General features: G+C 73.6%; 18 protein-coding genes. 8 read left to right on the top strand and 10 right to left on the bottom strand.

The features are described 5' to 3' along the window. Positions 1 to 48: 48 nt before the first annotated feature. A complete protein-coding gene (gene pcrA, locus ACI79W_RS02045; protein ID WP_456560404.1) occupies positions 49 to 2,349 on the bottom strand; it encodes a DNA helicase PcrA in 2,301 nt (766 codons plus the stop codon). 309 nt (positions 2,350 to 2,658) lie between these two features. Between pcrA and ACI79W_RS02040 the strand changes: the two genes are divergently transcribed. Further along, positions 2,659 to 2,952, top strand: coding sequence for a chorismate mutase (locus ACI79W_RS02040; protein WP_456560403.1), 294 nt, complete (start codon positions 2,659 to 2,661; stop codon positions 2,950 to 2,952). Positions 2,953 to 2,966: 14 nt separating this feature from the next. On the opposite strand, the gene ACI79W_RS02035 is transcribed toward ACI79W_RS02040, so the two are convergent. After that, positions 2,967 to 3,260, bottom strand: coding sequence for a hypothetical protein (locus ACI79W_RS02035; RefSeq protein ID WP_456560402.1), 294 nt, complete (start codon positions 3,258 to 3,260; stop codon positions 2,967 to 2,969). Between the two features lie 109 nt (positions 3,261 to 3,369). Between ACI79W_RS02035 and ACI79W_RS02030 the strand changes: the two genes are divergently transcribed. The 5 genes from ACI79W_RS02030 (at position 3,370) to ACI79W_RS02010 (ending at position 8,258) form a co-directional block, all read left to right on the top strand. After that, the gene (locus ACI79W_RS02030; RefSeq protein WP_456560401.1) at positions 3,370 to 3,918 is read left to right on the top strand and encodes a carboxymuconolactone decarboxylase family protein; all 549 of its coding nucleotides are present in this window, start codon (positions 3,370 to 3,372) and stop codon (positions 3,916 to 3,918) included. Further along, the gene (locus ACI79W_RS02025) at positions 3,915 to 4,817 is read left to right on the top strand and encodes an RNA polymerase sigma-70 factor (RefSeq protein WP_456560400.1); all 903 of its coding nucleotides are present in this window, start codon (positions 3,915 to 3,917) and stop codon (positions 4,815 to 4,817) included. The genes ACI79W_RS02030 and ACI79W_RS02025 overlap by 4 nt, the downstream gene beginning before the upstream one ends. 10 nt (positions 4,818 to 4,827) lie before the next feature. Further along, complete coding sequence (locus ACI79W_RS02020) at positions 4,828 to 5,568, top strand: PIG-L deacetylase family protein (RefSeq protein WP_456560399.1); 741 nt, start codon at positions 4,828 to 4,830, stop codon at positions 5,566 to 5,568. A gap of 37 nt (positions 5,569 to 5,605) precedes the next feature. Next, positions 5,606 to 6,802, top strand: coding sequence for a serine hydrolase domain-containing protein (locus tag ACI79W_RS02015; RefSeq protein ID WP_456560398.1), 1,197 nt, complete (start codon positions 5,606 to 5,608; stop codon positions 6,800 to 6,802). Positions 6,803 to 6,887: 85 nt separating this feature from the next. Further along, positions 6,888 to 8,258, top strand: coding sequence for an acetamidase/formamidase family protein (locus ACI79W_RS02010; protein ID WP_456560397.1), 1,371 nt, complete (start codon positions 6,888 to 6,890; stop codon positions 8,256 to 8,258). 20 nt (positions 8,259 to 8,278) lie between these two features. Here ACI79W_RS02010 and ACI79W_RS02005 read toward each other — a convergent pair whose 3' ends face one another. From ACI79W_RS02005 to ACI79W_RS01995, 3 genes are all read right to left on the bottom strand, one after another. After that, a complete protein-coding gene (locus ACI79W_RS02005) occupies positions 8,279 to 9,622 on the bottom strand; it encodes a short-chain fatty acid transporter (protein WP_456560396.1) in 1,344 nt (447 codons plus the stop codon). Between the two features lie 92 nt (positions 9,623 to 9,714). Continuing rightward, on the bottom strand, positions 9,715 to 10,401 hold the full coding sequence (locus tag ACI79W_RS02000; RefSeq protein ID WP_456560395.1) for a response regulator: 687 nt from the start codon (positions 10,399 to 10,401) through the stop codon (positions 9,715 to 9,717). Further along, a complete protein-coding gene (locus tag ACI79W_RS01995) occupies positions 10,398 to 11,576 on the bottom strand; it encodes an ATP-binding protein (protein WP_456560394.1) in 1,179 nt (392 codons plus the stop codon). Before ACI79W_RS01995 ends, ACI79W_RS02000 begins: the two co-directional genes overlap by 4 nt. 124 nt (positions 11,577 to 11,700) lie before the next feature. Between ACI79W_RS01995 and ACI79W_RS01990 the strand changes: the two genes are divergently transcribed. Further along, positions 11,701 to 12,633 carry a PspC domain-containing protein gene (locus ACI79W_RS01990; RefSeq protein WP_456560393.1) on the top strand — a complete coding sequence of 311 codons (933 nt, stop codon included), beginning with the start codon at positions 11,701 to 11,703 and terminating at the stop codon, positions 12,631 to 12,633. Next, positions 12,626 to 12,919, top strand: a complete 294-nt coding sequence (locus tag ACI79W_RS01985; RefSeq protein WP_456560392.1) for a hypothetical protein — start codon at positions 12,626 to 12,628, stop codon at positions 12,917 to 12,919. Before ACI79W_RS01990 ends, ACI79W_RS01985 begins: the two co-directional genes overlap by 8 nt. A gap of 67 nt (positions 12,920 to 12,986) precedes the next feature. Here the strand turns inward: ACI79W_RS01985 and ACI79W_RS01980 are convergent, their stop codons facing one another. The 5 genes from ACI79W_RS01980 to ACI79W_RS01960 all read right to left on the bottom strand — a co-directional run bounded on the left by ACI79W_RS01980 (position 12,987) and on the right by ACI79W_RS01960 (position 20,484). Then, the gene (locus tag ACI79W_RS01980) at positions 12,987 to 14,054 is read right to left on the bottom strand and encodes a sodium:calcium antiporter (protein ID WP_456560391.1); all 1,068 of its coding nucleotides are present in this window, start codon (positions 14,052 to 14,054) and stop codon (positions 12,987 to 12,989) included. A gap of 425 nt (positions 14,055 to 14,479) precedes the next feature. Next, the gene (locus tag ACI79W_RS01975) at positions 14,480 to 15,094 is read right to left on the bottom strand and encodes a hypothetical protein (protein WP_456560390.1); all 615 of its coding nucleotides are present in this window, start codon (positions 15,092 to 15,094) and stop codon (positions 14,480 to 14,482) included. Positions 15,095 to 15,138: 44 nt separating this feature from the next. Continuing rightward, positions 15,139 to 17,019 (bottom strand): glycosyltransferase, encoded by a 1,881-nt coding sequence (locus ACI79W_RS01970; protein WP_456560389.1) that lies wholly within the window; start codon positions 17,017 to 17,019, stop codon positions 15,139 to 15,141. A 754-nt stretch (positions 17,020 to 17,773) separates the two neighbouring features. Next, positions 17,774 to 19,336, bottom strand: a complete 1,563-nt coding sequence (guaA, locus tag ACI79W_RS01965) for a glutamine-hydrolyzing GMP synthase (RefSeq protein WP_456560388.1) — start codon at positions 19,334 to 19,336, stop codon at positions 17,774 to 17,776. After that, positions 19,336 to 20,484: a GuaB3 family IMP dehydrogenase-related protein gene (locus ACI79W_RS01960; RefSeq protein ID WP_456560387.1), complete on the bottom strand. Its 1,149-nt coding sequence runs from the start codon at positions 20,482 to 20,484 to the stop codon at positions 19,336 to 19,338. The genes guaA and ACI79W_RS01960 overlap by 1 nt, the downstream gene beginning before the upstream one ends. Between the last annotated feature and the right edge of the window lies 1 nt (position 20,485).

The raw sequence follows: 20,485 nt of genomic DNA, 5'->3' as shown, positions 1-20,485 counted from the left end.
TTCGATCGCGGAGGCCTCCGGTTCCCGCTCCTCGGGACTGACCGACCTCTACAGCTTCACGAGGGGGGCGTAGCGGAGGACGAGGCGCTTGGTGCCGCCGGAACCGAAGTCGACGGTGGCCTGCGCCTTGTCGGCGACACCGGTGACCTCGACGACGGTGCCGAGCCCGAAGGCATCGTGGCTCACGCGATCGCCGACCTCCACCGAGATGATCTGCCGGTTGCCGGCACCGCCGCGCAGGCCGCCGGTGGAGAGCCCGGTCGCCGCCACCCGCGTCTGCGCCGACCGGTAGCCGGTCGAGGGCGCGGGGACCGGGTCGGTGCGGGCCCAGTGGATGGTCTCCGCGGGGATCTCGTCGAGGAACCGCGACGGGGGGTTGTAGGCGGGCTGACCCCAGCTGGTGCGCACCGTCGCCCGCGAGATGAACAGCCGCTGGCGCGCCCGGGTGATGCCCACGTAGGCCAGCCGGCGCTCCTCCTCCAGCTCGCGCGGGTCACCCAACGCGCGCAGATGCGGGAAGACGCCGTCCTCCATGCCGGTGAGGAAGACGACTGGGAACTCCAGCCCCTTGGCCGTGTGCAGGGTCATCAGCGTGACCACGCCCGCGTCGTCCCCGGAGACCGGGATCTGGTCGGCGTCGGCCACCAGGGAGACCTGCTCCAGGAAGTCGGTGACCGAGCCGCCGGGGTTGGCGGCCTCGAACTCGGCGGCGACCGAGATCAGCTCGTTGAGGTTGTCGACCCGGCCCTCGTCCTGCGGGTCGGTGCTGGCCTGCAGCTCGGCCAGGTACCCGGTGCGGTCGAGGATGCTCTCCAGCAGCGCCGCCGGGCCGGAGCCGGTCTCCACCAGTTGCTCGAACTCCTCGAGCAGGGCGACGAACTCCTGCACCGCCTTGAGCGAGCGGGTCGCCAGCTCGCCGATCTCCGAGCACCGCCGCAGCGCGGAGCCGAACGCGATGCGCTCGCGGTCGGCGAAGGACTCGATGCACGACTCGGCCTTGTCGCCGATCCCGCGCTTGGGCACGTTGATGATCCGGCGCAGGCTCACGACGTCGGCCGGGTTCGCGACCAGCTTCAGGTAGGCCAGCGCGTCGCGGACCTCCTTGCGCTCGTAGAAGCGCACCCCGCCGACGACCTTGTAGGGCATGCCGACGCGGATGAAGACCTCTTCGAACACACGGGAGGCGTTGTTGGTGCGGTAGAAGACCGCGATGTCGGCCGGTCGCGCCTTCCCCTCGTCGACCAGCGCGTCGATCTGCTCGGCCACCCAGGCGGCCTCGTCGTGCTCGTTGTCGGCGACGTAGCCCTCGATCAGCTCGCCGTCGCCCGAGTCGGTCCAGAGGTTCTTCGGCCGCCTGCCGGTGTTCTTGGCGATGACCGTGTTCGCGGCCTTGAGGATGCGCTGGGTGGAGCGGTAGTTCTGCTCCAGCAGGATCGTGGTGGCCTGCGGGTAGTCGCGCTCGAACTCGTCGATGTTGCGGATGGTCGCGCCCCGGAAGGCGTAGATCGACTGGTCGGCGTCACCGACGACGCACAGCTCCCCCATCGGCACCGGCCCGGAACCGTCGCCGACGAGCTCGCGCACCAGCATGTACTGGGCGTGGTTGGTGTCCTGGTACTCGTCCACCAGCACGTGCCGGAACCGGCGGCGGTAGTGCTCGGCGACGTCGGGGAAGGCCTGGAGCAGGTGGACCGTCGTCATGATCAGGTCGTCGAAGTCCATGGCGTGGGCCTCGCGCAGCCGCCGCTGGTAGAGCGTGTACGCCTCCTTGAGCACCTTCTCCGGCGCCGTCTGGGGGCTGAACGACTCCTCGTCGACGAGCTCGTTCTTCAGGTTGGACACCTGGTTGGACAGGCTGCGCCCGGGATAGCGCTTGGCGTCTAGGTCCAGGTCACGGGCGACCATCGTCATCAGCCGGATCGAGTCGCCCTGGTCGTAGATCGTGAACGACGACTTCATGCCCAGCTTGGCGGCCTCGGCCCGCAGGATGCGCACGCACATCGAGTGGAACGTCGACACCCACATCGACCGCGCCCGGGGACCGACGAGCGCCGCCACCCGCTCCTTCATCTCACCGGCGGCCTTGTTGGTGAAGGTGATGGCCAGGATCTCCCCCGGCTGCACCCCGCGGGCACCGAGCAGGTAGGCGATCCGGTGGGTGAGCACGCGGGTCTTGCCCGACCCGGCGCCGGCGACGATGAGCAGCGGGCTGCCCTCGTGGACGACGGCGTCGCGCTGCGGGCCGTTCAGGCCGGCGAGCATCCGGTCCAGCTCCCGCCCCACCGATCCGGGTGCGGAACGCTGCAGGGCGGCGGTGCCGGGGAGTGACTGCTGGAGGCTGCTGCTCAACACTGCTCCGCAGGGGGACCGGAAGCCTTCGGCGCACTCACCCCGCCACTGTAAGCCGGACGGGTGACGCTCCCGGCGGCCCGGGAACCGCGCGCCCCACCAGCCCCACGTCGCGGCCGTGGCGGCCCGGGTCCGGGGTGTGGCACACTCCGGACCGTGCTCGCCAACGTCAGCTTTTCCTACGGCCACCGGGATCCGGTGTCCGTCACCGCTGGCTGAGCACACGCCGCAACAGACGCCCCGGGCCCGAGGAGCCCGGGGCGTTTCTCGTCCTCGGACCTGCCGGCCCCCAGACCACCGAGGACACCGATGAGCACCTCCACCGCCTCCCCCGTCACCGGCCCGGCCGCCCCTGAGGACCCTGCCGACCGGATCGGCGCGCTCCGCGGCGCCATCGACGCCTGCGACGCCGAGATCATCGAGCTGGTCCGCCGCAGGCTGGAGATCAGCCAGGAGATCGGCGCGCTGCGCGCCGCGTCCGGCGGGACGCGCCTCTCGCTGTCCCGCGAGCAGCAGGTGCTCTCCCGGTTCCGCACCGCGCTGGGCCCGGACGGCGCCGCCCTCGGGATGATGCTGCTCCGTCAGGGCCGGGGCCGCCTCTGAGGCGGACCCCGTCGTCACGGGCCGCTGCGCCAGACCTGCGAGTCGTCGTCACCCATCGCGGCCACCTCGAACACCCGGCCGGGGCGGGCCTCGCCCACCTCGTTGGCCAGCTCCATGCCGAGCACCAGGGCGGCGTCGAGGTCTTCGGCCTCGCACTCGGTGCTCACGCGCAGCACCGCGCGGTCGGGCTCGCGCCACAACCGGAGCTCGGGGTCACCGGGCCGCAGCACCGTGCGGAGGGCGTCGACGGCGTCGTCGTCCAACGGGGCGGAGGACCGGAGCGCGACGGACAACGTGAACGAGGGCACCGCACGAGTCTGCGCGACCGCGGTCACGGCTCCGCCGCCGACCCGTGTCACAGCAGGACGGGCTGCGTCGTCCCGTGGTCGTACACCGACGACCGAGAGGACTCCCACCGTGGCCCGCATCCCGCTCGACCCACCCCGCACCCCGTTCGTCCGGCTCACCGAGTGGTACTCCCGCCGACGCTTCGGCGCCGTCCTGGACCCGGGCGCGGCGATGGCGCACCACGGCGCCGTGCTGCGCACCTACGTCCGGCACGAGCAGTCCGTGGCCCGCTGGAACCGCCTGGACCCCACCCTCAGGGCGCTCGCCGTGATGTCCTCGGCCGCCACCATCGGCTGCTCGTGGTGCCTCGACTTCGGCTACTGGGCCAGCAGCCAGGACGGCGTCGACCCGGCGAAGCTCCGCGACGTGCCCCGGTGGCGTGGCAGCCCGGTGTACTCCGACCTCGAGCGGCAGGTCATGGCCTACGCCGAGGCGATGACGACGACGCCCCTGCAGGTCACCGACGGGATGGTGGCCGGGCTCCGCGAGCACCTGGACGACGCCGCGCTCGTCGAGCTCACGATGATGATCGCCGTGGAGAACTCGCGGTCGCGCTTCAACAGCGCTCTCGGCCTGACCAGCCAGGGCTTCCGGGACCGCTGCGAGCTCCCGGCGTGACCGGTGCCCTCGCCCCGTTCGACCACCACCGCGGGCTGCTGTTCTCCGTGGCCTACCAGATGCTGGGCAGTGTCGCCGACGCCGAGGACGTCGTGCAGGACACCTGGCTGCGCTGGTCGGCGGCCGACCGGGGCGAGGTCGCCGACGCGCGCGCCTACCTGGTGCGCATCACCACCCACCTCGCCCTGGACCGGCTCGGCTCGGCTCGCGCGCGCCGGGAGCGCTACGTCGGGCCGTGGCTGCCCGAGCCGCTGCTGACCGGCACCGACCCGGTGGCCACGGCGCCCCCGCCGGCGGACCCGGTCGCAGCGGCCGAGGTGGGCGAGCAGGTGTCGCTGGCCGTGCTGGTGGTGCTGGAGACCCTCTCCCCCGCCGAGCGGGCCGTGTTCGTGCTCCGCGAGGTCTTCGGGCTCCCGGTGGTGGAGGTGGCCGCGACGCTGGGCCGCAGCGAGCCGGCCGTGCGGCAGATGGCCCACCGGGCGCGTGAGCACGTGCAGGTCCGCCGGCCCCGCTTCGACACCGACCGGCGGGCGCAGCAGGAGGTCACCGAGCGGTTCTTCGCCGCGTGCGCCGGCGGCGACGTCGCGGAGCTCCTGGCCGTCCTCGCCCCCGACGTCGTCCTCGTGAGCGACGGCGGCGGCAAGGTGCGGGCGGCGCTGCGGCCCATCGCGGGCGCGGACAAGGTCGCCCGGTTCGCGGTGGCGGTCGCCGCCCAGGGGCTGGAGCTCGCGGACCTGCGCATCGAGGTGGCCGAGGTGAACGGCGGGCCGGGGATCGTGGCCTGGACCGGCGGCGAGCCGCTGCTGGCGATGTCGCTCGTCGTCGTCGACGGGCGCATCGAGCAGGTGCTCCTCGTGCGCAACCCGGAGAAGCTCGCCGGGCTCCGGCGCACCTCCTAGGCTCCGCCGGGTGAGCTCCCCGTTCCAGCCCCCGCCTGGTCCCGCCGAGCACGTCGAGCGCGCGCTGTGCGTCCTGGCCCATCCCGACGACGTCGACTTCGGCAGCGCCGGCACCGTCGCCACCTGGACGGACGCCGGCACCGAGGTGACCTACCTGATCGTCACCGACGGCGACGCCGGCGGCTTCGACGAGACCCCGCGCGAGCAGATGGGACCGATGCGCCGGGCCGAGCAGGTCGCGGCGGCGGCCGAGGTCGGTGTCACCGACGTCCGCTTCCTCGGCTACCCCGACGGCCGGCTGGAGCTGACCCTCGACCTGCGCCGGGACATCAGCCGGGTCATCCGGCAGGTGCGCCCGCAACGGGTGCTGACCAGCTCCCCGGAGCGGTTCTGGGAGCGGATCGGCGCCAGCCACCCCGACCACATGACCGTCGGGGAGTCGACGCTGCGGGCGGTCTACCCCGACGCCCGCAACCCCTTCGCCTTCCCCGAACTGCTGGCCGATGAGGGGCTGGACGCCTGGACCGTCAGCGAGGTCTGGCTCGGCGCCAGCCCGCGCGCCGACCACGCCGTCGACGTCACCGACGTCGTCGACCGAAAGTTCGCCGCTCTCAGGTCGCACGTCACCCAGGTGAGCCACGTGCCGGATCTCGAGGGCTTCGTGACCGGTTGGATGCGGCAGACCGCGCAGCGGCTGGGTCTCCCCGCGGGCCGCCTCGCCGAGGCCTTCCACGTGGTGCACACCGCCTGAGGCGATGAGTTCCGGCCGGCCCCCGGGTCATCCCCGCATGGGCGGTCGGAGCGGGAACTCGGCACAGGCGGAGCGCGTCGAGGCCGTGGTGGCCGCCGCGGTCGCCGCCGGGGAGGTCCCGGGCGCCGCCTGGTGGGTCGGCCGGCGCGGCGAACCGGTCACCACCGGCGCCGCCGGCGTGCACGCACCCGGCATCGACCACGCCGTGCGACCGGGCACCGTGTTCCGGATCGCCTCGACCACGAAACCGGTCGTCGCCGCCGCCGCGCTGTCCCTCGTCGACGAGGGGGTCCTCGCCCTCGACGAGCCCGTCGACGAGTTCCTCCCCGAGCTCGCCGGCCGGCGGGTGCTCACCGACCCCGCCGACCCGGACGCGGGGACGGTGCCGGCGGCGCGACCGATCACCGTCCGCGACGTCCTCACCCTCCGGCTGGGGCTCGGCCTGGACTTCACCGGCCCGTGGCCGTCGCCGACCATGACCGCGCTCGCCGCCACCGGGCTGCCCGCGGGGCCCCCGGCCCCGCAGGTGGCACCGGCGCCGGACGAGTGGATGCGCCGCCTGGGCACGGTCCCGCTGGCCGCCCAACCCGGCAGCCGCTGGCTGTACCACGTGGGCGCCAGCGTGCTCGGCGTGCTGGTGTCCCGCGCCGCCGGGCGTCCGCTGCCGGCGGTGCTGGACGAACGCATCCTGCGGCCGGCGGGGATGCCCAGCACCGGTTTCGGGGTGCCGGCGGCGGCTCGCGACCGGCTGGGACCGCACTGGGCACCGCCGGGGCCCGACGGCACGCGGAAGCTCTACGACGTGGCGGACGGCCAGTGGTCGTCGGCGCCCGCGTTCCCCGACGGCGGCGACGGCCTGGTCTCCACGGTCGGCGACCTGGCCGCCTTCGCCCGGGTCCTCGAGTCGCAGGGGTGCGCCGCCGACGGCACCCGGGTGCTGAGCGAGGCCGCGGTCCGGACCATGACCACCGAGCAGGTCGGCCCGGTGGACGACGAGGGCGGCGGGTGGGGGCTGGGCATCGGCGTCCGCCGCACCGACGAGCCGGGCGGGCGGCACGCGGGCTCCTACGGGTGGGACGGCGGCCTGGGCAGCAGCTGGTGGACCGATCCGGTCACCGGCACGACGGCCGTCCTGCTGACCAACCAGATGTGGGCCTCACCGCAGCCGCCACCGCTGTTCGCCGCCTTCCGGCGTGCGGCGTTCGAGGTCGAGCCCGGCGGAACGAGCTCGTAACACCGAGTGCCGCCCGCGCCACGCGGACGCACCACCGGGCCCGTAGAACTCCCCCGACGCCCGCCGACGGCACCGGGAGACCACCGTGACCACGACCCCGCACGACCAGACCGCCCCCGACCCGCAGGAGGCGGCCGAGCGCCTCGAGCGGGGGATCGGCCGCCGCGGGTTCGTGCAGGCCGCGCTGGCGACCGGTGCGCTGCTCGCCGCGGGGGCGACGACGGCGGGCCCGGCGGTCGCCGCGCCCAAGACGCGGCTGCCCCGCGAGGTGCTCCAGCCCGGCAAGGGCCCGATCGACGGGCAGGTCTACCTGCCCTCCCGGCCCGACGAGGTGCTCTGGGGCTACCTGCCGCGCACCGGCGACGCCCCGGTGGCCCGTGTCCGCTCCGGCGGGACGATCACCATCGACACGGTCAGCCACGAGGGGATCCTCGAGGACCAGGGACGCGACCCGGTGGCCTGGTTCGGGAGCAAGGGGGTGCCCCGGGAGCAGGTGCTCGACGACGCCGTCGCCATCGCGACGGAGTACGCCCGGCACCCCCGGAGTTTCGACGCCGACGGCCCGCACGTCGTCACCGGCCCGGTGCACGTCGAGGGCGCGCGCCCCGGCGACGTCCTGAAGATCGAACTGCTGACGGCGCTGCCGCGGGTGCCGTACGGCGTCGTCTCCAGCCGGCACGGCAAGGGCGCGCTGTCGGCGGCGTTCGCCACCGCTCCCGGTGACATCACCGCCGCCGAGGTCATGCCTTCCACGCCCGACGGGCGGAGCACCGGGAACCCGCTGCAGTACGGCAACGTCTCGCACTTCACCCCGCTGGCGGTCCGCGGCGGCGCGGTGCGGGCGAGCCTGCCCCGCGGGTCGACGGGCACGGTCTCCTGGCCGGTCGACCCGTTCGCCGGGCTCATGGCGGTGGCCACGGTCGGGGACGCAGCCGTGCTCAACGACCCGCTGGTCAACTCGATCCCGCCCACGGTCGGCGGCGGCAACATCGACGTGAACCTGCTCGGCGTGGGGTCGGCGTTCTACGTGCCGGTGGTCGCTCCCGGCGCGCTGTTCTCGGTCGGCGACCCGCACATGTCGATGGGCAGCGGCGAGGTGGCGCTCACCGCGCTGGAGGGATCCCTGCGCCTCACGTTCCGGCTGACCGTCTGCCGGAAGGGCACCTCCGACGCCCCGTCGGTGGCGTTCCGCTACCCGTTCGGCGAGACGCCGGAGTCGTGGCTGCCCATCGGGCTGTCCGACCCCGACGGTGCCCGGTTCGGGCAGGTCAGCGACCTCGACATCGCCAACCGGCGCGCGGTGGTCCACGCCCTGGACTTCCTCCAGAACGACCTCGGCATGGACCGCGCCGTCGCCTACGCCTACCTCTCCACCGCCGTGGACTTCGAGGTCTCCCAGGTCGTCGACCGCACCGTCGGCGTGCACGGGGTCATCCCGAAGAGCCACTTCCGCTGAGAGAGCGGGGCCGGCCGGCCTCAGCCGGCGCCGAGCACCAGCATCGTCCCGCCGAACACGATCCCGGTGATCAGGCAGGTGATCGCGGTGAAACCGAAGATGTCACGGACGCCCAGGCCCGCGACCGCGAGCAGCGGCAGGGCCCAGAACGGCTGGATCATGTTCGTCCACTGGTCGCCGTAGGCGATCGCCATCGTGATGACGGCAGGATCGACGCCGAGCGAGTCGGCGGCGTCCAGGAAGATCGGCGCCTGGACGGCGAACTGCCCGCCGCCGCTGGGCACGAACATGTTGAGCAGCCCGGCGGAGAGGAAGGCCAGCAACCCGAGGGTGCCGGGGCTGGCGACGTCGGAGAACCACCCGCTGAGCTGGGCCGCGAGCCCCGACGCGGTCATCATCCCGATGATCCCGGCGTAGAGCGGGTACTGGAGCAGCACCTCGCCGACCGTGCGCACCGCCCCGCCGACGAGCTCGGCCAGCTCCGCCGGACTGCGCACGATGAGCAGGATCGCGGCGAGGAAGGACCAGTTGACGATGTCGAGGGTGAGGTCGAACCCCTCCTGCGCGAAGTACACGCCGAGGTAGCCCAGCAGCGCGAGGCCGGGGACCAGCGTGACCAGCCGCGAGGCCTCCATGCGCTCGGCGGGGCTCCCCGGCGTCTTCAGCGCGACGTCGGGCTCCTCGGTCCCCATCCGCTGGGGCAGCTCGACGATCCGGTCCTTCCCCCTGGGGGCGAGCAGGACGACGGTGCCGAGGATCGCCGCGACCGCGACGACGATCGCGATGAGGTTCCAGGGCGAGTACACCGTCTCGCTGATCGGGATGGTGCGGCCGATCGCCTCCTCGACGAAGCTGCCGGGCGTCGCGGCGGCCAGCGGGCCGGTGGCGCTGTAGCCCATGTGCCAGACGGCGAAGCCCGAGTAGGCGCTGGCCACGAGCAGCGGGTAGTGCAGCTTCGTCCCGCGACGGCGCGCGGCCCGGCCCACCTCCAGGGCGATCACGCCGCCGACGACCAGCCCCAGCCCGAAGCTGATCAGCGAGGCGACGGCCGAGACGAGGGCGACGAACGCGTAGGCGGCCCGGGGGCTCTTCGGCACCTCGGCGATGCGGGTCAGCCCCGCCTTGACCGGCCGGGTCAGCGCCAGGGTGTAGCCGAGCAGCAGGACGAGGGCCACCTGGGTCATGAACGCCAGCAGCCCCGCCAGGCCGTCGCCCCAGGCCCGCGTCAGCTCCGCGGGGCCGATGTCACCGAAGAGCAGGGCGAGCACCGCGACGATCACGGTGAGGACCACCGCGAAGACGAACGCTCCCGGCAGGTACCGCTCCACGCCGGCGACCAGCGGGCGCGACAGCGTGCGGAGCATGACGGGCTCTCCCTCCCCCGGGCCTGCTGAGCAAGCCGCCTGTGTCCTCGGGCACATGCTTAGCGGAGGTCGCCGGGAGCGGCCAGTCGCAGCTACAGCAGCCGGTTGGTCGCCGCCCATCGGGTGAGCTCGTTGCGGTTGGAGAGCTGCAGCTTGCGCAGCACGTTGGAGGCGTGCGACTCCACGGTCTTCACGGAGATGAACAGCCGTGTCCCGATCTCCCGGTAGGTGTAGCCGCGGGCCAGCAGCTGCATCACCTCCCGTTCGCGGGCGCTCAGCAGGTCCAGCCCCGGGTCGCTGACCTCCTCGGCCACGGGCTGCTGCGCCGCCGGTCCCCCGGCGGCGAACGCATCCAGGACGAAACCGGCCAGCCGGGGGCTGAAGACGACGTCGCCGTCGGCCACCCGGCGGACGGCGTCCAGCAGGTCGGGGCCGGAGATGGTCTTGGTGACGTAGCCCCGCGCCCCCGCCCGGATCACGGCGATGACGTCCTCCGCGGCGTCGGAGACCGACAGGGCCAGCCACTTCACGTCCGGCAGCTCCGCGCGGAGCGCCTCCAGCACCGCCCGCCCGCCGCCGCCGGGCATGTGCACGTCCAGCAGCACGACGTCGGGACGCGTGCCGCGGATGCCGTCGATCGCGGTGGCGACGTCGGCCGCCTCCCCGACGACGGTCACGTCCGCGCCCAGCTCGGCGCGCACGCCGGTGCGCACCATCGCGTGGTCGTCGACCACGAACACCCGCGGACCCATGCTGCTGCGCTCCTCGTTCGACGTCACGTGCTCGTCCTCGGCAGGACCAGCTCGACCTCGGTCCCCTCCCCCGGTGTCGACCGGACGAGGGCCGAGCCTCCCAGCCGGGTGAGCCGGCCGTGCACGGAATCGCGCAGGCCGCGCCGGTCGTCCGGCACCGTGCCCGGGTCGAACCCCTTGCCGCGGTCCCGGACGAAGACCGACACCTGGTCGGCGGTCACCTCGGTGTACAGGTCGGCGGAGGGCTCGCCGGAGTGCTTGGCCGCGTTGACCAGCGCCTCGCGGGTGGCGGCACCGAGGGCGGCCAACTGCTCGTCGACGGGGGCGTCCCCGACCACGACGGGGTCCACGGTCAGTGCGTGGTCGGCCTCCACCTCCGCGACCATGCCCGCCACCAGTCCGGCCCAGGTCCCGCCCTCCCGGACGGCCACCGGGTCGTAGAGCCAGGCCCGGAGCTCCCGCTCCTGGCTGCGGGCCAGCCGGCTCACCGCCTGCGGCTCCTCGGCGTTGCGCTGGATCAGGGCGAGCGTCTGCAGCACCGAGTCGTGCAGGTGGGCGGCGACGGCGGCCCGCTCCTCCGACCGGATGCGGGCGGCCCGCTCCTCGGCCCGGGAGTCCAGCAGCCGCCGCCACAGCGGCGCGGTCGCCAGGACGACGCCGGTGAGGATGAGCAGCGTGGCGGCGAAGCCGTTGCGCGCGTTGGCGAGCTGACCGGTGGTCGCCAGCAGCAGGAACAGCCCGACACCCAGCACCGCGACCCCGCCGGCCAGCGCCCAACGGACCCCGGCGACGGCCAGGGTGCGGTCGGTGTCCAGCTGCCGCCAGATGACGGTGAGCCCACCGGCCAGCAGGATCAGCGGCAGCACGACGTCGGCGCTCGTCCACTGGCTGAGCTGGCCCAGCAGGCTGACGGCGATCAGCCCGAGCACGACGAGCGCGATCCACTGCCGGGCACCGGCCGGGCGCCAGCCCTCGATCACCGTGGCGGACTCCCCGGGCGCGGCGACCGGCATGGTCAGCCACAGCAGGGCATAGGCGATCACGCCCAGCCCCGTCGTCGCCAGCAGCACGAACGCCACCCGGACCACCAGCGGGTCCTGGCGCAGGTGGGCCGCGGTGCCGGCCGCGACGCCGGCGACCAGCCGGCCCTCACGCGGGCGCGCGAGGGGCGGACGCGGGGGCACGCCGACGGTGGGGGTCACGACACCGATCGTCGCACCGGCGCCCGGCCCGCCGACACCGGTGATCACCCGGGGAGAGGAACCAGGGTCGGTTCGGGGGGTTCCCTGATGGTCACCCGGCCCGCCGGTCGGCACGCTTGCTGCCATGACCTCCGTCCCCCCTCCCGCTCCCCCCGCGGTCGAACCGCCCCCGTGGTCACCGTCCGGCCCACCCGACCGCGCCCAGCTGCGCCGCAGCCGCAGCGACAAGGTGATCGGCGGCGTCGGCGGCGGCCTCGCCGAGTACAGCGGAATCGACGCGCTCCTGTGGCGGGTCGGCTTCGTCGCCCTCGCCCTCGCCGGCGGCACCGGCGTGCTGGTGTACCTGCTGCTGTGGCTGCTCATGCCGGTCGCGGCCGACGGCCCCGAACCCGCGGCATCCGGACGGCCCGCCGCGCGGCTCCGGGTCCGCACCCCCGTCGGACCGCGGTCCCCCGTGCCCGGGATCACCATCGCCGGGCTGCTCATCCTCATGGGCCTGCTCGCGCTGCTGTCCCGGGTCACCGCCTGGGACCCCGGCCCGGGCACCTTCCTCGGCACGGCGCTCGTCGTCGTCGGCGCCGGCCTGGTCGTCGGCGCCGTCACCGGTGGCCGCACCGCACGCGGCGGGCTGATCGCGCTCGGGGTGGTCCTGTCCCTGGCGCTGATGACCGCCAGCGTCACGCCCAGCGGCGGCAACGGCATCGGCGACCGCACGTTCCGCCCGCAGACCGTCGACGACGTCCGCGAGGTCTACAGCGGCGGCATCGGCGACCTGGTCGTCGATCTCTCCGAGGTGCCCCTCGACGACCTCGACGAGACCCTCGAGGTCCGCATCGAGCACGGTGTCGGCGACGTCGAGGTGGTCGTCCCGCGGTCCGCCGACGTGCGGGTCTCCGCGGACCAGGGCGTCGGCGAGCTCGACGTGCTCGGCACCAGCGGCGCCGGCACCGGCTACCACGCCGGCACCGGCTCGGCCCGGTGGACCGACGACGGCGAGCCCGAGATCGAGCTCGAGATCCACAGCGGGATCGGACAGGTGGAGGTGTCCCGTGGCTGACTACAGCGAGTTCCCGACCACGCCGACGGCGTGGCAGGAGCAGCAGTGGGAGATGGTCCGGCCCCTCGAGACCGAGGACCGGCCCGCGCCGGAACCCCGCCGCAGGATCGACCTGGTCGCCCTCGTCCCGGGAGTGCTCTTCATCGTGCTGGGGCTGTCCGCGGTGGTCGGGGTCGACCTGCCGTTCAGCCTCCTCGAGGACGGCACCCTGCTCTGGATCCTCCTGATCGGCGCCGGGGTCGCCCTGCTGGTCCGGGAGCTGCGGAAGCCGCGCAGCCGGGGCTGAACGGCGGGAGGGGTGGACGGTGAGGGCCCGGGGGCGATCGCTCCCGGGCCCTCACCGCGTGCGGTGGTCAGCCCGAGACGGCGAGCACGACCGTGCCGACGTAGACCAGCGGGATCGAGATGCCCTCGAAGCCGATCCACTTCCGGTCGCGCATGATCAGGCCGGCGGCGAGCACGGCGGTCATGAGCAGCGTGCCCCCGACGAGGACGAGGCTCGTGGGGCCGGCGTCCCGGTAGATCGGCCCCTCCAGGTAGGCGGCATCGGCCAGCGCGATCATCAGGATGTCGTAGACGTTGCCGCCGACGATGTTTCCGACACCGAGGGTCAGCTGGCCCATGCGCACCGCCGTGAGCAGGACGACGAGCTCGGGCAGCGAGCTGATGGCCGTGGTCAGGGTGAAGCCGAGGACCCCGCTGTCGAGGTCCGTGCGGGCGATGACGCTCAGCCCCGCGCGGCCGACCAGCCAGCCGGCGACACCCGTGACCAGCCCGAACGCCGCGAGCAGGCCCCACAGCCGGGCGGTGGAGCGGTCGTCGCCGTCGTCGTCGCCGTCCTGGCCGCCGTCCTGGTCGCCGTCGCCGTTCCCGTCGCCCTCGCCGTCGTCGTCCTCGGTCTGGTCGGTGTGCTTCGGCTGCCACATCGGCTCGTGCTGCATCCGCCGGAGGAGCACCAGCCCGTAGCCGTAGAGGGCGGGGATCAGCAGGGTGAGGGGGTGGATCCACCCGAGCCGGAGGTCCGGGGTGGCGTAGGCGATGACCGGGATCGCCAGCATCGCGATGAGCAGGACGGACTGGAGGACGTTCTGCAGCGACGCCGCCGCGTGCTCCAGGTTGACCCGGCGGTAGAGCAGGTCCGCGATCGCCAGCCACACCGTCTGCAGCGCGATGCCACCGACCGGGTTGGCCAGGGCGAACCCGGGGTCGCCCTCGAGCGCGCCGGTGAGGACGGTGACGTTGCCGGGGAGGGAGGTGACCGCCCCCAGCAGCAGGGCGCCACCGATCGCGTCACCGAGGCCGGTGCGCTCGGCGAGGGTGTCCGCGACCCGGGTGAGGCGGACACCGACGACCACGATGACGACGGCCATCGCTGCCAGCACACCCAGGCTCGGGTAGAGCGGCCACGCCGAGGAAGTCACTCGCCCTCCGGGTCCTCGACGTCAACGGCCGTCGTCCACCTCAGCAGAAGGCCGAGCCGTCGGCGACCCGAGCGATGCTCCTGTGGGTCGTCGGACGGCCAGGGCGGGCTTCACGGTCACTGTGGCGGGTGGCAGGACGCAATGCCCTGGTCGGGACGGTGCCGGCGGCGGCTCCGACGTCGAGCGGATCGGCGACCCGGCGGGTCCTGCGGTCGGGGCGGTCGACCTCGAGCACGTCATGGTCTCGGTGGGTGCCCGCTGGCACGGGTGGGGTCAGGACGACCGCTGCGGGGTTCACCCACGGTCCTCACCGCCGGACGGCGACCGGTTCGCGCAGCGACCCGGCGACCGGACACCAGGGCGGCCGGATGCCGGTTCACCCAGGGCCGACCTCTCGACCGGACGCATCCTCGCCGCGAGAAGGATCAGCGGTTGCTCATCCACTCGAGCAGGATCGCCGAAGCGGCGACCGTCCCCGGCGGGAAGACCAGGACGAGGTAGGCGGCGAGCACCCGATCGGTGCGCCACCGGCGCCACCAGCGGTTCCCTGACGGCGCAGGCGAGCCTGACACCGCGCCGGGCGGGCGGATCGAGCGGTTGGTCCGCGAGTCCTGCCACGCCTCCACGCGCTCCCAGCCGGGGGCGACCCCGCAGGCCAGCGCCAGCACCCCGGCACCGACCAGGACCGCCAGCAGGTGCCCCGGCTCGGCGACGACGATCCCGGCGCCGGCCGCACCGGCGATGAAGCCGGCCACGCTCACGCCTGCCCAGACGAAGGCCGCACCGAAGGCGGTGACCAGGACCAGGCATCCGGCCACGACCAGACCCCGACCGGGAACGCCCCGCGCGGCGAGCCCACCGACGACGGCGGCCAGGAGCGGCACGCAGAGCAGCAGCGCACGGTCCACCCGGAGCCGCGCCGGACGGCGCTCCACCGGCCGGTGCGCGACCGGCCGCGGAGCGTGCCCGGCCCGGTCCGCCGACGGGACCGTGCGGCGTGCCGCCTCGGGCGACGGGGCCCGGTCGTGGGGAGCGGGCACCGGCGGGACGGTCCGGATGCGGGCGGTACCCCGGGTCGCCGCGGTCATCGCGCGACCACCGGCGATGCGGCGTCGACCTCGGCGGGTTCGTCGTCCCCGGCGGGGCCGACGTGGCTGGACAGACCGTGGGTCGTCTTCTCCCAGTAGAACGGCTTGGTCACCAGCTGCCAGGCCGCCTTGTACGAGGCGATGGAGTGCAGAAGCCAGTACAGCGGGGAGAGCAGGGCGAACGGGACCAGCCGGTAGGTGCGCCGCTTGAAGCTGGCCAGCAGCGACAGGTAGAGGATCACCGCGTTGCCGAAGATCAGGTTCGCGAAACCGACGGTGCGCAACCAGTCCGGCAGGCCCGGCACCAGCGCGCCCGGCGCGACGAGCTCGGCGACGAGGAGCGCGTACAGCCACGGGGTGAGCAGGAAGGTCAGCGGGGTGCCGCCGATGAGCAGCGCGAACCCGGCGGCCTGCCGGGGCCCCACCACGCGCAGCAGACGCACCGGGTGCCGGGTGTGCACCAGCACCGTCTGCATGTAGCCCTTGACCCAGCGGCTGCGCTGGCGGAGCCAGTTGCCCACCGCCATGTTCGCCTCCTCGTACGTCGTCGAGTTGACGACGGCGACGCGGAAGCCACGGGCCGAGGCGCGGATACCGAGGTCGGCGTCCTCGGTGACGTTGTAGGGGTCCCACCCGCCGAGGTCGCGCAGCATGTGCGTGCGGAAGTGGTTGCTCGTCCCACCCAGGGGGATCGGCAGCCGCAGCTTGTCCAGCCCGGCCAGGGTGTAGTCGAACCAGGACGAGTACTCCAGCGTGAACATGCGGGTGAGCACGTTCTCGGAGGCGTTGAAGTAGTTCAGCGCCGCCTGCACGCAGACCAGGTCCTCGCCGCCCTTGCGGAAGGCGACGACCGACTTCTTGAGCTGGTCGGGGTCCGGGCGGTCCTCGGCGTCGTAGATGACGACGTACTCGCCGCGCGCGAAGGCCAGCCCGACGTTGCACGCTCGCGGCTTGGTCTTGGGCAGCGAGTGCGGGACGACGAGGATGCGCACCACGTCCGGTGGGGACGACGCCAGCGCGGCCTCGAGCGTCTCGGGGTCGTCCTCCTCGAGCAGGAGCAGGATCTCCAGCTTCTCCCGCGGGTAGTCCAGCGCGACGAGATTCTGCATGAGCAGCCCGACGATCCCGGCCTCCTTGTAGACCGGCACGAGGATCGTGTAGTGCGGCAGCTCGCTGTCGGTGAGGGCGGCGACCTCTGCATCGGTGACCTGCTCGACGGTCTCGTACGCGGTCCCGATGCTGCTGATCAGCGCTTTGGCCCCCACGGCGAGGGCGACCACCACGTTCACCGCGGCCACGAGCACGGCCATGGTGGTGGTGAACCAGAACGCCAAGCCGACGACGGTGGCCAGCGCGAGAGCCGCCAGCACCGCGACCTGCTGCCGGACGAACACGGTCGACGCCGACTCGGCCGGCCGCTTCTCGGCCAGCCCGCGCACCGCGTCGTGCACCAGGTCCTCGCGCCAGACCGCCTGCAGCGTGCGATGCACGTCCCAGTCGGTGGTGACCACCTGCCGCACCCGCGAGATGCCGGTGTGCTCCACGACCACCTGCGCGATGTGCGCCGACGGGCGGCTGGCGGTCGCGACGACGACCTGCTGCTCGCCGTCCCCGGTGAGCTCCACCCGCAGCGGGACCCACACCTCGCGGGCCAGAAGGGCGGCCGGGAAGCGCTGGGCCAGCGCGGGATCGACCTCCAGCGGATCCAGGAAGGCCAGCTCGGCGCCCCAGACCTCGGCGAGCGCGACGAACAGCTGCCGCCGCGTCACCAGCTCCTCGGCGAGCAGCACGGAGCCCAGCGGCTCCTTGAGCGCGTTGGCACGGCGCAGCGCCTTGGCCAGCTGAACGGGTGTGATCACCCCGTGGGCAGTCAGCACGTCGCCGAGACGAGGAGCTCGATCGTCCGCGACGGGAACGCTACCGACACCGCTGTCGGGCGCGGGCGCCGTAGATGTCAGGTTCACCCCCGAGGTGATCGCCCCGTCGACACGGCGAGCGCACCCGGCCGCCGGTGACCTCACACCTCGGGGTGAGATGCCCGCCGCCGGTGCGCCCTGCCCTGGAGCGTCGACCTACCGGCACCCACCGGGGGCGCGAGGGTGCTCCTTCCGGCGTCGAGCGCTGGATACCGGGTCGTCGACGTCCGCGAGCGACGCGGTGTGGACCTCCCCGTCAGCTGTGCCAGGGCAGCCACGTCGCACAGCGCCGACGCGCAGCACTGCCTCCGTCGCGACCGCGACCCGAGCAGCCGACCGAGGGTGGTCCGCCAGGCCAGCAGCGCCGCGGAGCCGGCAGCGGTGCCGACGAACCCGGCGTGACCGCCCAGCCTGCCGGCGCCATCGATCGCTGCAGCGTGGTGACTTCGGCCGTGGGTGTCCACGCCGCCGGAGACACCCGATCACGCGCTCGTCATCACGGTCGTTGGCGTCCCTCGTGGCTCGCAAGCCTCGGTCAGGTGGAGAGCCAGACCACCGGGGGTGACCCCACCCTCCCCATCCTCACGGTCAGTGGCGTGCTGGGACGCCCCCGTCGCAGGGGCCCGCGCCGGGCGTGCGAGGCATCCACGGCCCGTCTGGCAGAGGATCGGTACGCGCGCGAGCGGTCAGGGACGGGGGTGTCCCCGAGGGAGTCCTATTCCCACTCGATGGTGCCGGGGGGCTTGCTCGTGACGTCGAGGACGACTCGATTGACCTCTTCGACCTCGTTGGTGATGCGGGTGGAGATCCGCGCCAGCACGTCGTAGGGCAGCCGCGTCCAGTCGGCGGTCATGGCGTCCTCGCTGGAGACCGGGCGCAGCACGACCGGGTGGCCGTAGGTGCGCCCGTCACCCTGCACGCCGACCGAGCGGACGTCGGCCAGCAGCACCACGGGGCACTGCCAGATCTCGTCGTCCAGCTTCGCCGCGCTGAGCTCCTCGCGGGCGATGGCGTCGGCCTTGCGCAGCACGTCCAGCCGCTCGCGGGTGACCTCGCCGACGATGCGGATGCCGAGCCCCGGGCCGGGGAAGGGCTGGCGCTGGACCAGCCGGTCGGGCAGGCCCAGCTGCCGGCCCACCTCGCGCACCTCGTCCTTGAACAGGGTGCGCAGCGGCTCGACGAGGGTGAAGGTGAGGTCCTCGGGCAGCCCACCGACGTTGTGGTGGCTCTTGATGTTCGCCGTCCCGCTGCCGCCGCCGGACTCGACGACGTCGGGATAGAGCGTGCCCTGCACCAGGAAGTCGACCGTCTCGCCGTGCGCCTGGGCGTCGGCGACGACGTCGGTGGCCGCCTGCTCGAAGACCCGGATGAACTCGCGGCCGATGATCTTCCGCTTCTCCTCCGGTTCGCTGACCCCGGCGAGCGCGGTGAGGAACTGCTCACTGGCGTCGACGACCCGCAGGTCCGCCCCGGTGGTGGCGGCGAAGTCCCGCTCGATCTGCTCGGTCTCGCCGGCGCGCATCAGCCCGTGGTCGACGTAGACGCAGGTGAGCTTGTCGCCGATCGCCCGCTGCACGAGCGCCGCGGCGACGGCGGAGTCGACGCCGCCGGACAGGGCGCACAGCGCCCGCCGGTCGCCGATCCGCTCGCGGATCGCCGCGACCTGCTCGTCGACGACGTTGCTCATCGTCCAGGTGGGCTCGAGGCCCGCGATGTCGAAGAGGAAGTGCTCGAGGACCGTCTGGCCGTGGGCGGTGTGCCGCACCTCGGGGTGGAACTGCACACCGGCGAGCTTGCGGTCGACGTCCTCGAACGCCGCGACCGGGGCCCCGGTGGAGGTGGCGGTGACGGTGAACCCGGGAGGCGCCGCGCTGACGGCGTCGCCGTGGCTCATCCAGACGCTCTGCTCGACCGGCAGGTCGCCGAACAGCCGCGCCTGCGTGGTGACGGTGAGCGGGGTGCCCCCGTACTCGCGGTCGCCGGTGCGGGCGACCGTGCCGCCGAGCGAGGCGGCCATCGCCTGGAAGCCGTAGCAGATGCCGAATGCGGGGACGCCGGACTCGAAGAGCGTCGGGTCGACCTGCGGGGCCTCCGGCGCGTAGACGCTGGAGGGGCCACCGGAGAGGACGATCGCGGCCGGCTTGCGGGCGACGATCTCCTCGGCCGGCACCTCCGAGGAGACGATCTCGGAGTAGACGCCCGCTTCGCGGATGCGCCGGGCGATCAACTGGGCGTACTGGGCGCCGAAGTCGACGACGAGGACGGTGGGGAAGTCCATCACCGGGCCCGGTCCCCGATGGCTCCGCCGATCACCAGGTCGACGCGCTGGAACTCCTTGAGGTCGGAGTACCCGGTCTTGGCCATCGTGCGGGCCAGCGCACCGAAGAGGTTGGTGCGCCCGTCGGCGTCGCGGGCCTCGCCGAGCAGCACGTCGGTCAGCGAACCGGCGGGTTCGATCCGCGGGGACGTGCCGCCGCGCGGCAGCCGCGGGTGCGCGGCCACCGAGTCCCACCACACGCCGCCGCCGGGCGCCTCCGCCGCGGCGCGCAGCGGCTCCCCCAGCTGGACGGCGTCGGCACCGCAGGCCAGCGCGCGGGCGATCGCACCGCTGGTCTCGATCCGGCCGTTGGCGATCACGTGCACGTACCGGCCGCCGGTCTCGTCGAGGTAGTCGCGGCGGGCCGCGGCGGCGTCGGCGATCGCGCTGGCCAGCGGGACGCGGATGCCCATCACGGCGTCCGTCGTCGAGTACGTGTCGGCGCCGACGCCGACGATGACCCCGGCGGCGCCGGTGCGCATGAGGTGCAGGGCGGTGGTGTAGTTCGCCGCCCCGCCCACGATCACCGGGACGTCGAGGTCGGCGATGAACTCCTTGAGGTTCAGCGCGTCGCCCTGGCTGGTCACGTGCTCGGCCGAGACGATCGTGCCCTGGATGACCAGCAGGTCCACGCCGGCCGCGAGCGCCGCGGGGGCGAGCTGCTCGGTGTGCTGCGGGGAGATGCGGATCGCGGTGGTGACGCCGGCCTCGCCGATCTCCTTGATGCGCGCGGTGATGAGGTCGGTCTTGACCGGCTCGGCGTAGACCTCCTGCAGCAGGGCCACCGGCGGCGCGCCGGCGGCGGAGGCCTCGGCGATCCGGCGGTACACCGGGGTCGGGTCGTCGTAGCGGGTCCACAGGCCCTCGCCGTTGAGGACCCCGAGGCCACCGGCCTGGCCGACGGCGATCGCCGTCGCCGGGCTGACGACAGCGTCGCTCGGGCTGGTGACGAGCGGGATGCCGAACCGGAAGGCGTCGATCTGCCAGGCGGTCGAGACGTCGTCGACGTCGCGGGTGCGGCGGGACGGGACGATGGAGACCTCGTCCAGGTCGTACCCACGGCGGGCGAAGCGGTTGAGGCCGATGTCGACGGTGTCGCGCGCGTTCATG

It is taken from the genome of Blastococcus sp. SYSU DS0533 (assembly GCF_054050775.1).
The sequence above is the reverse complement of the archived record's forward strand: the minus strand, read 5'-3'. Positions and strand labels throughout refer to the sequence as shown.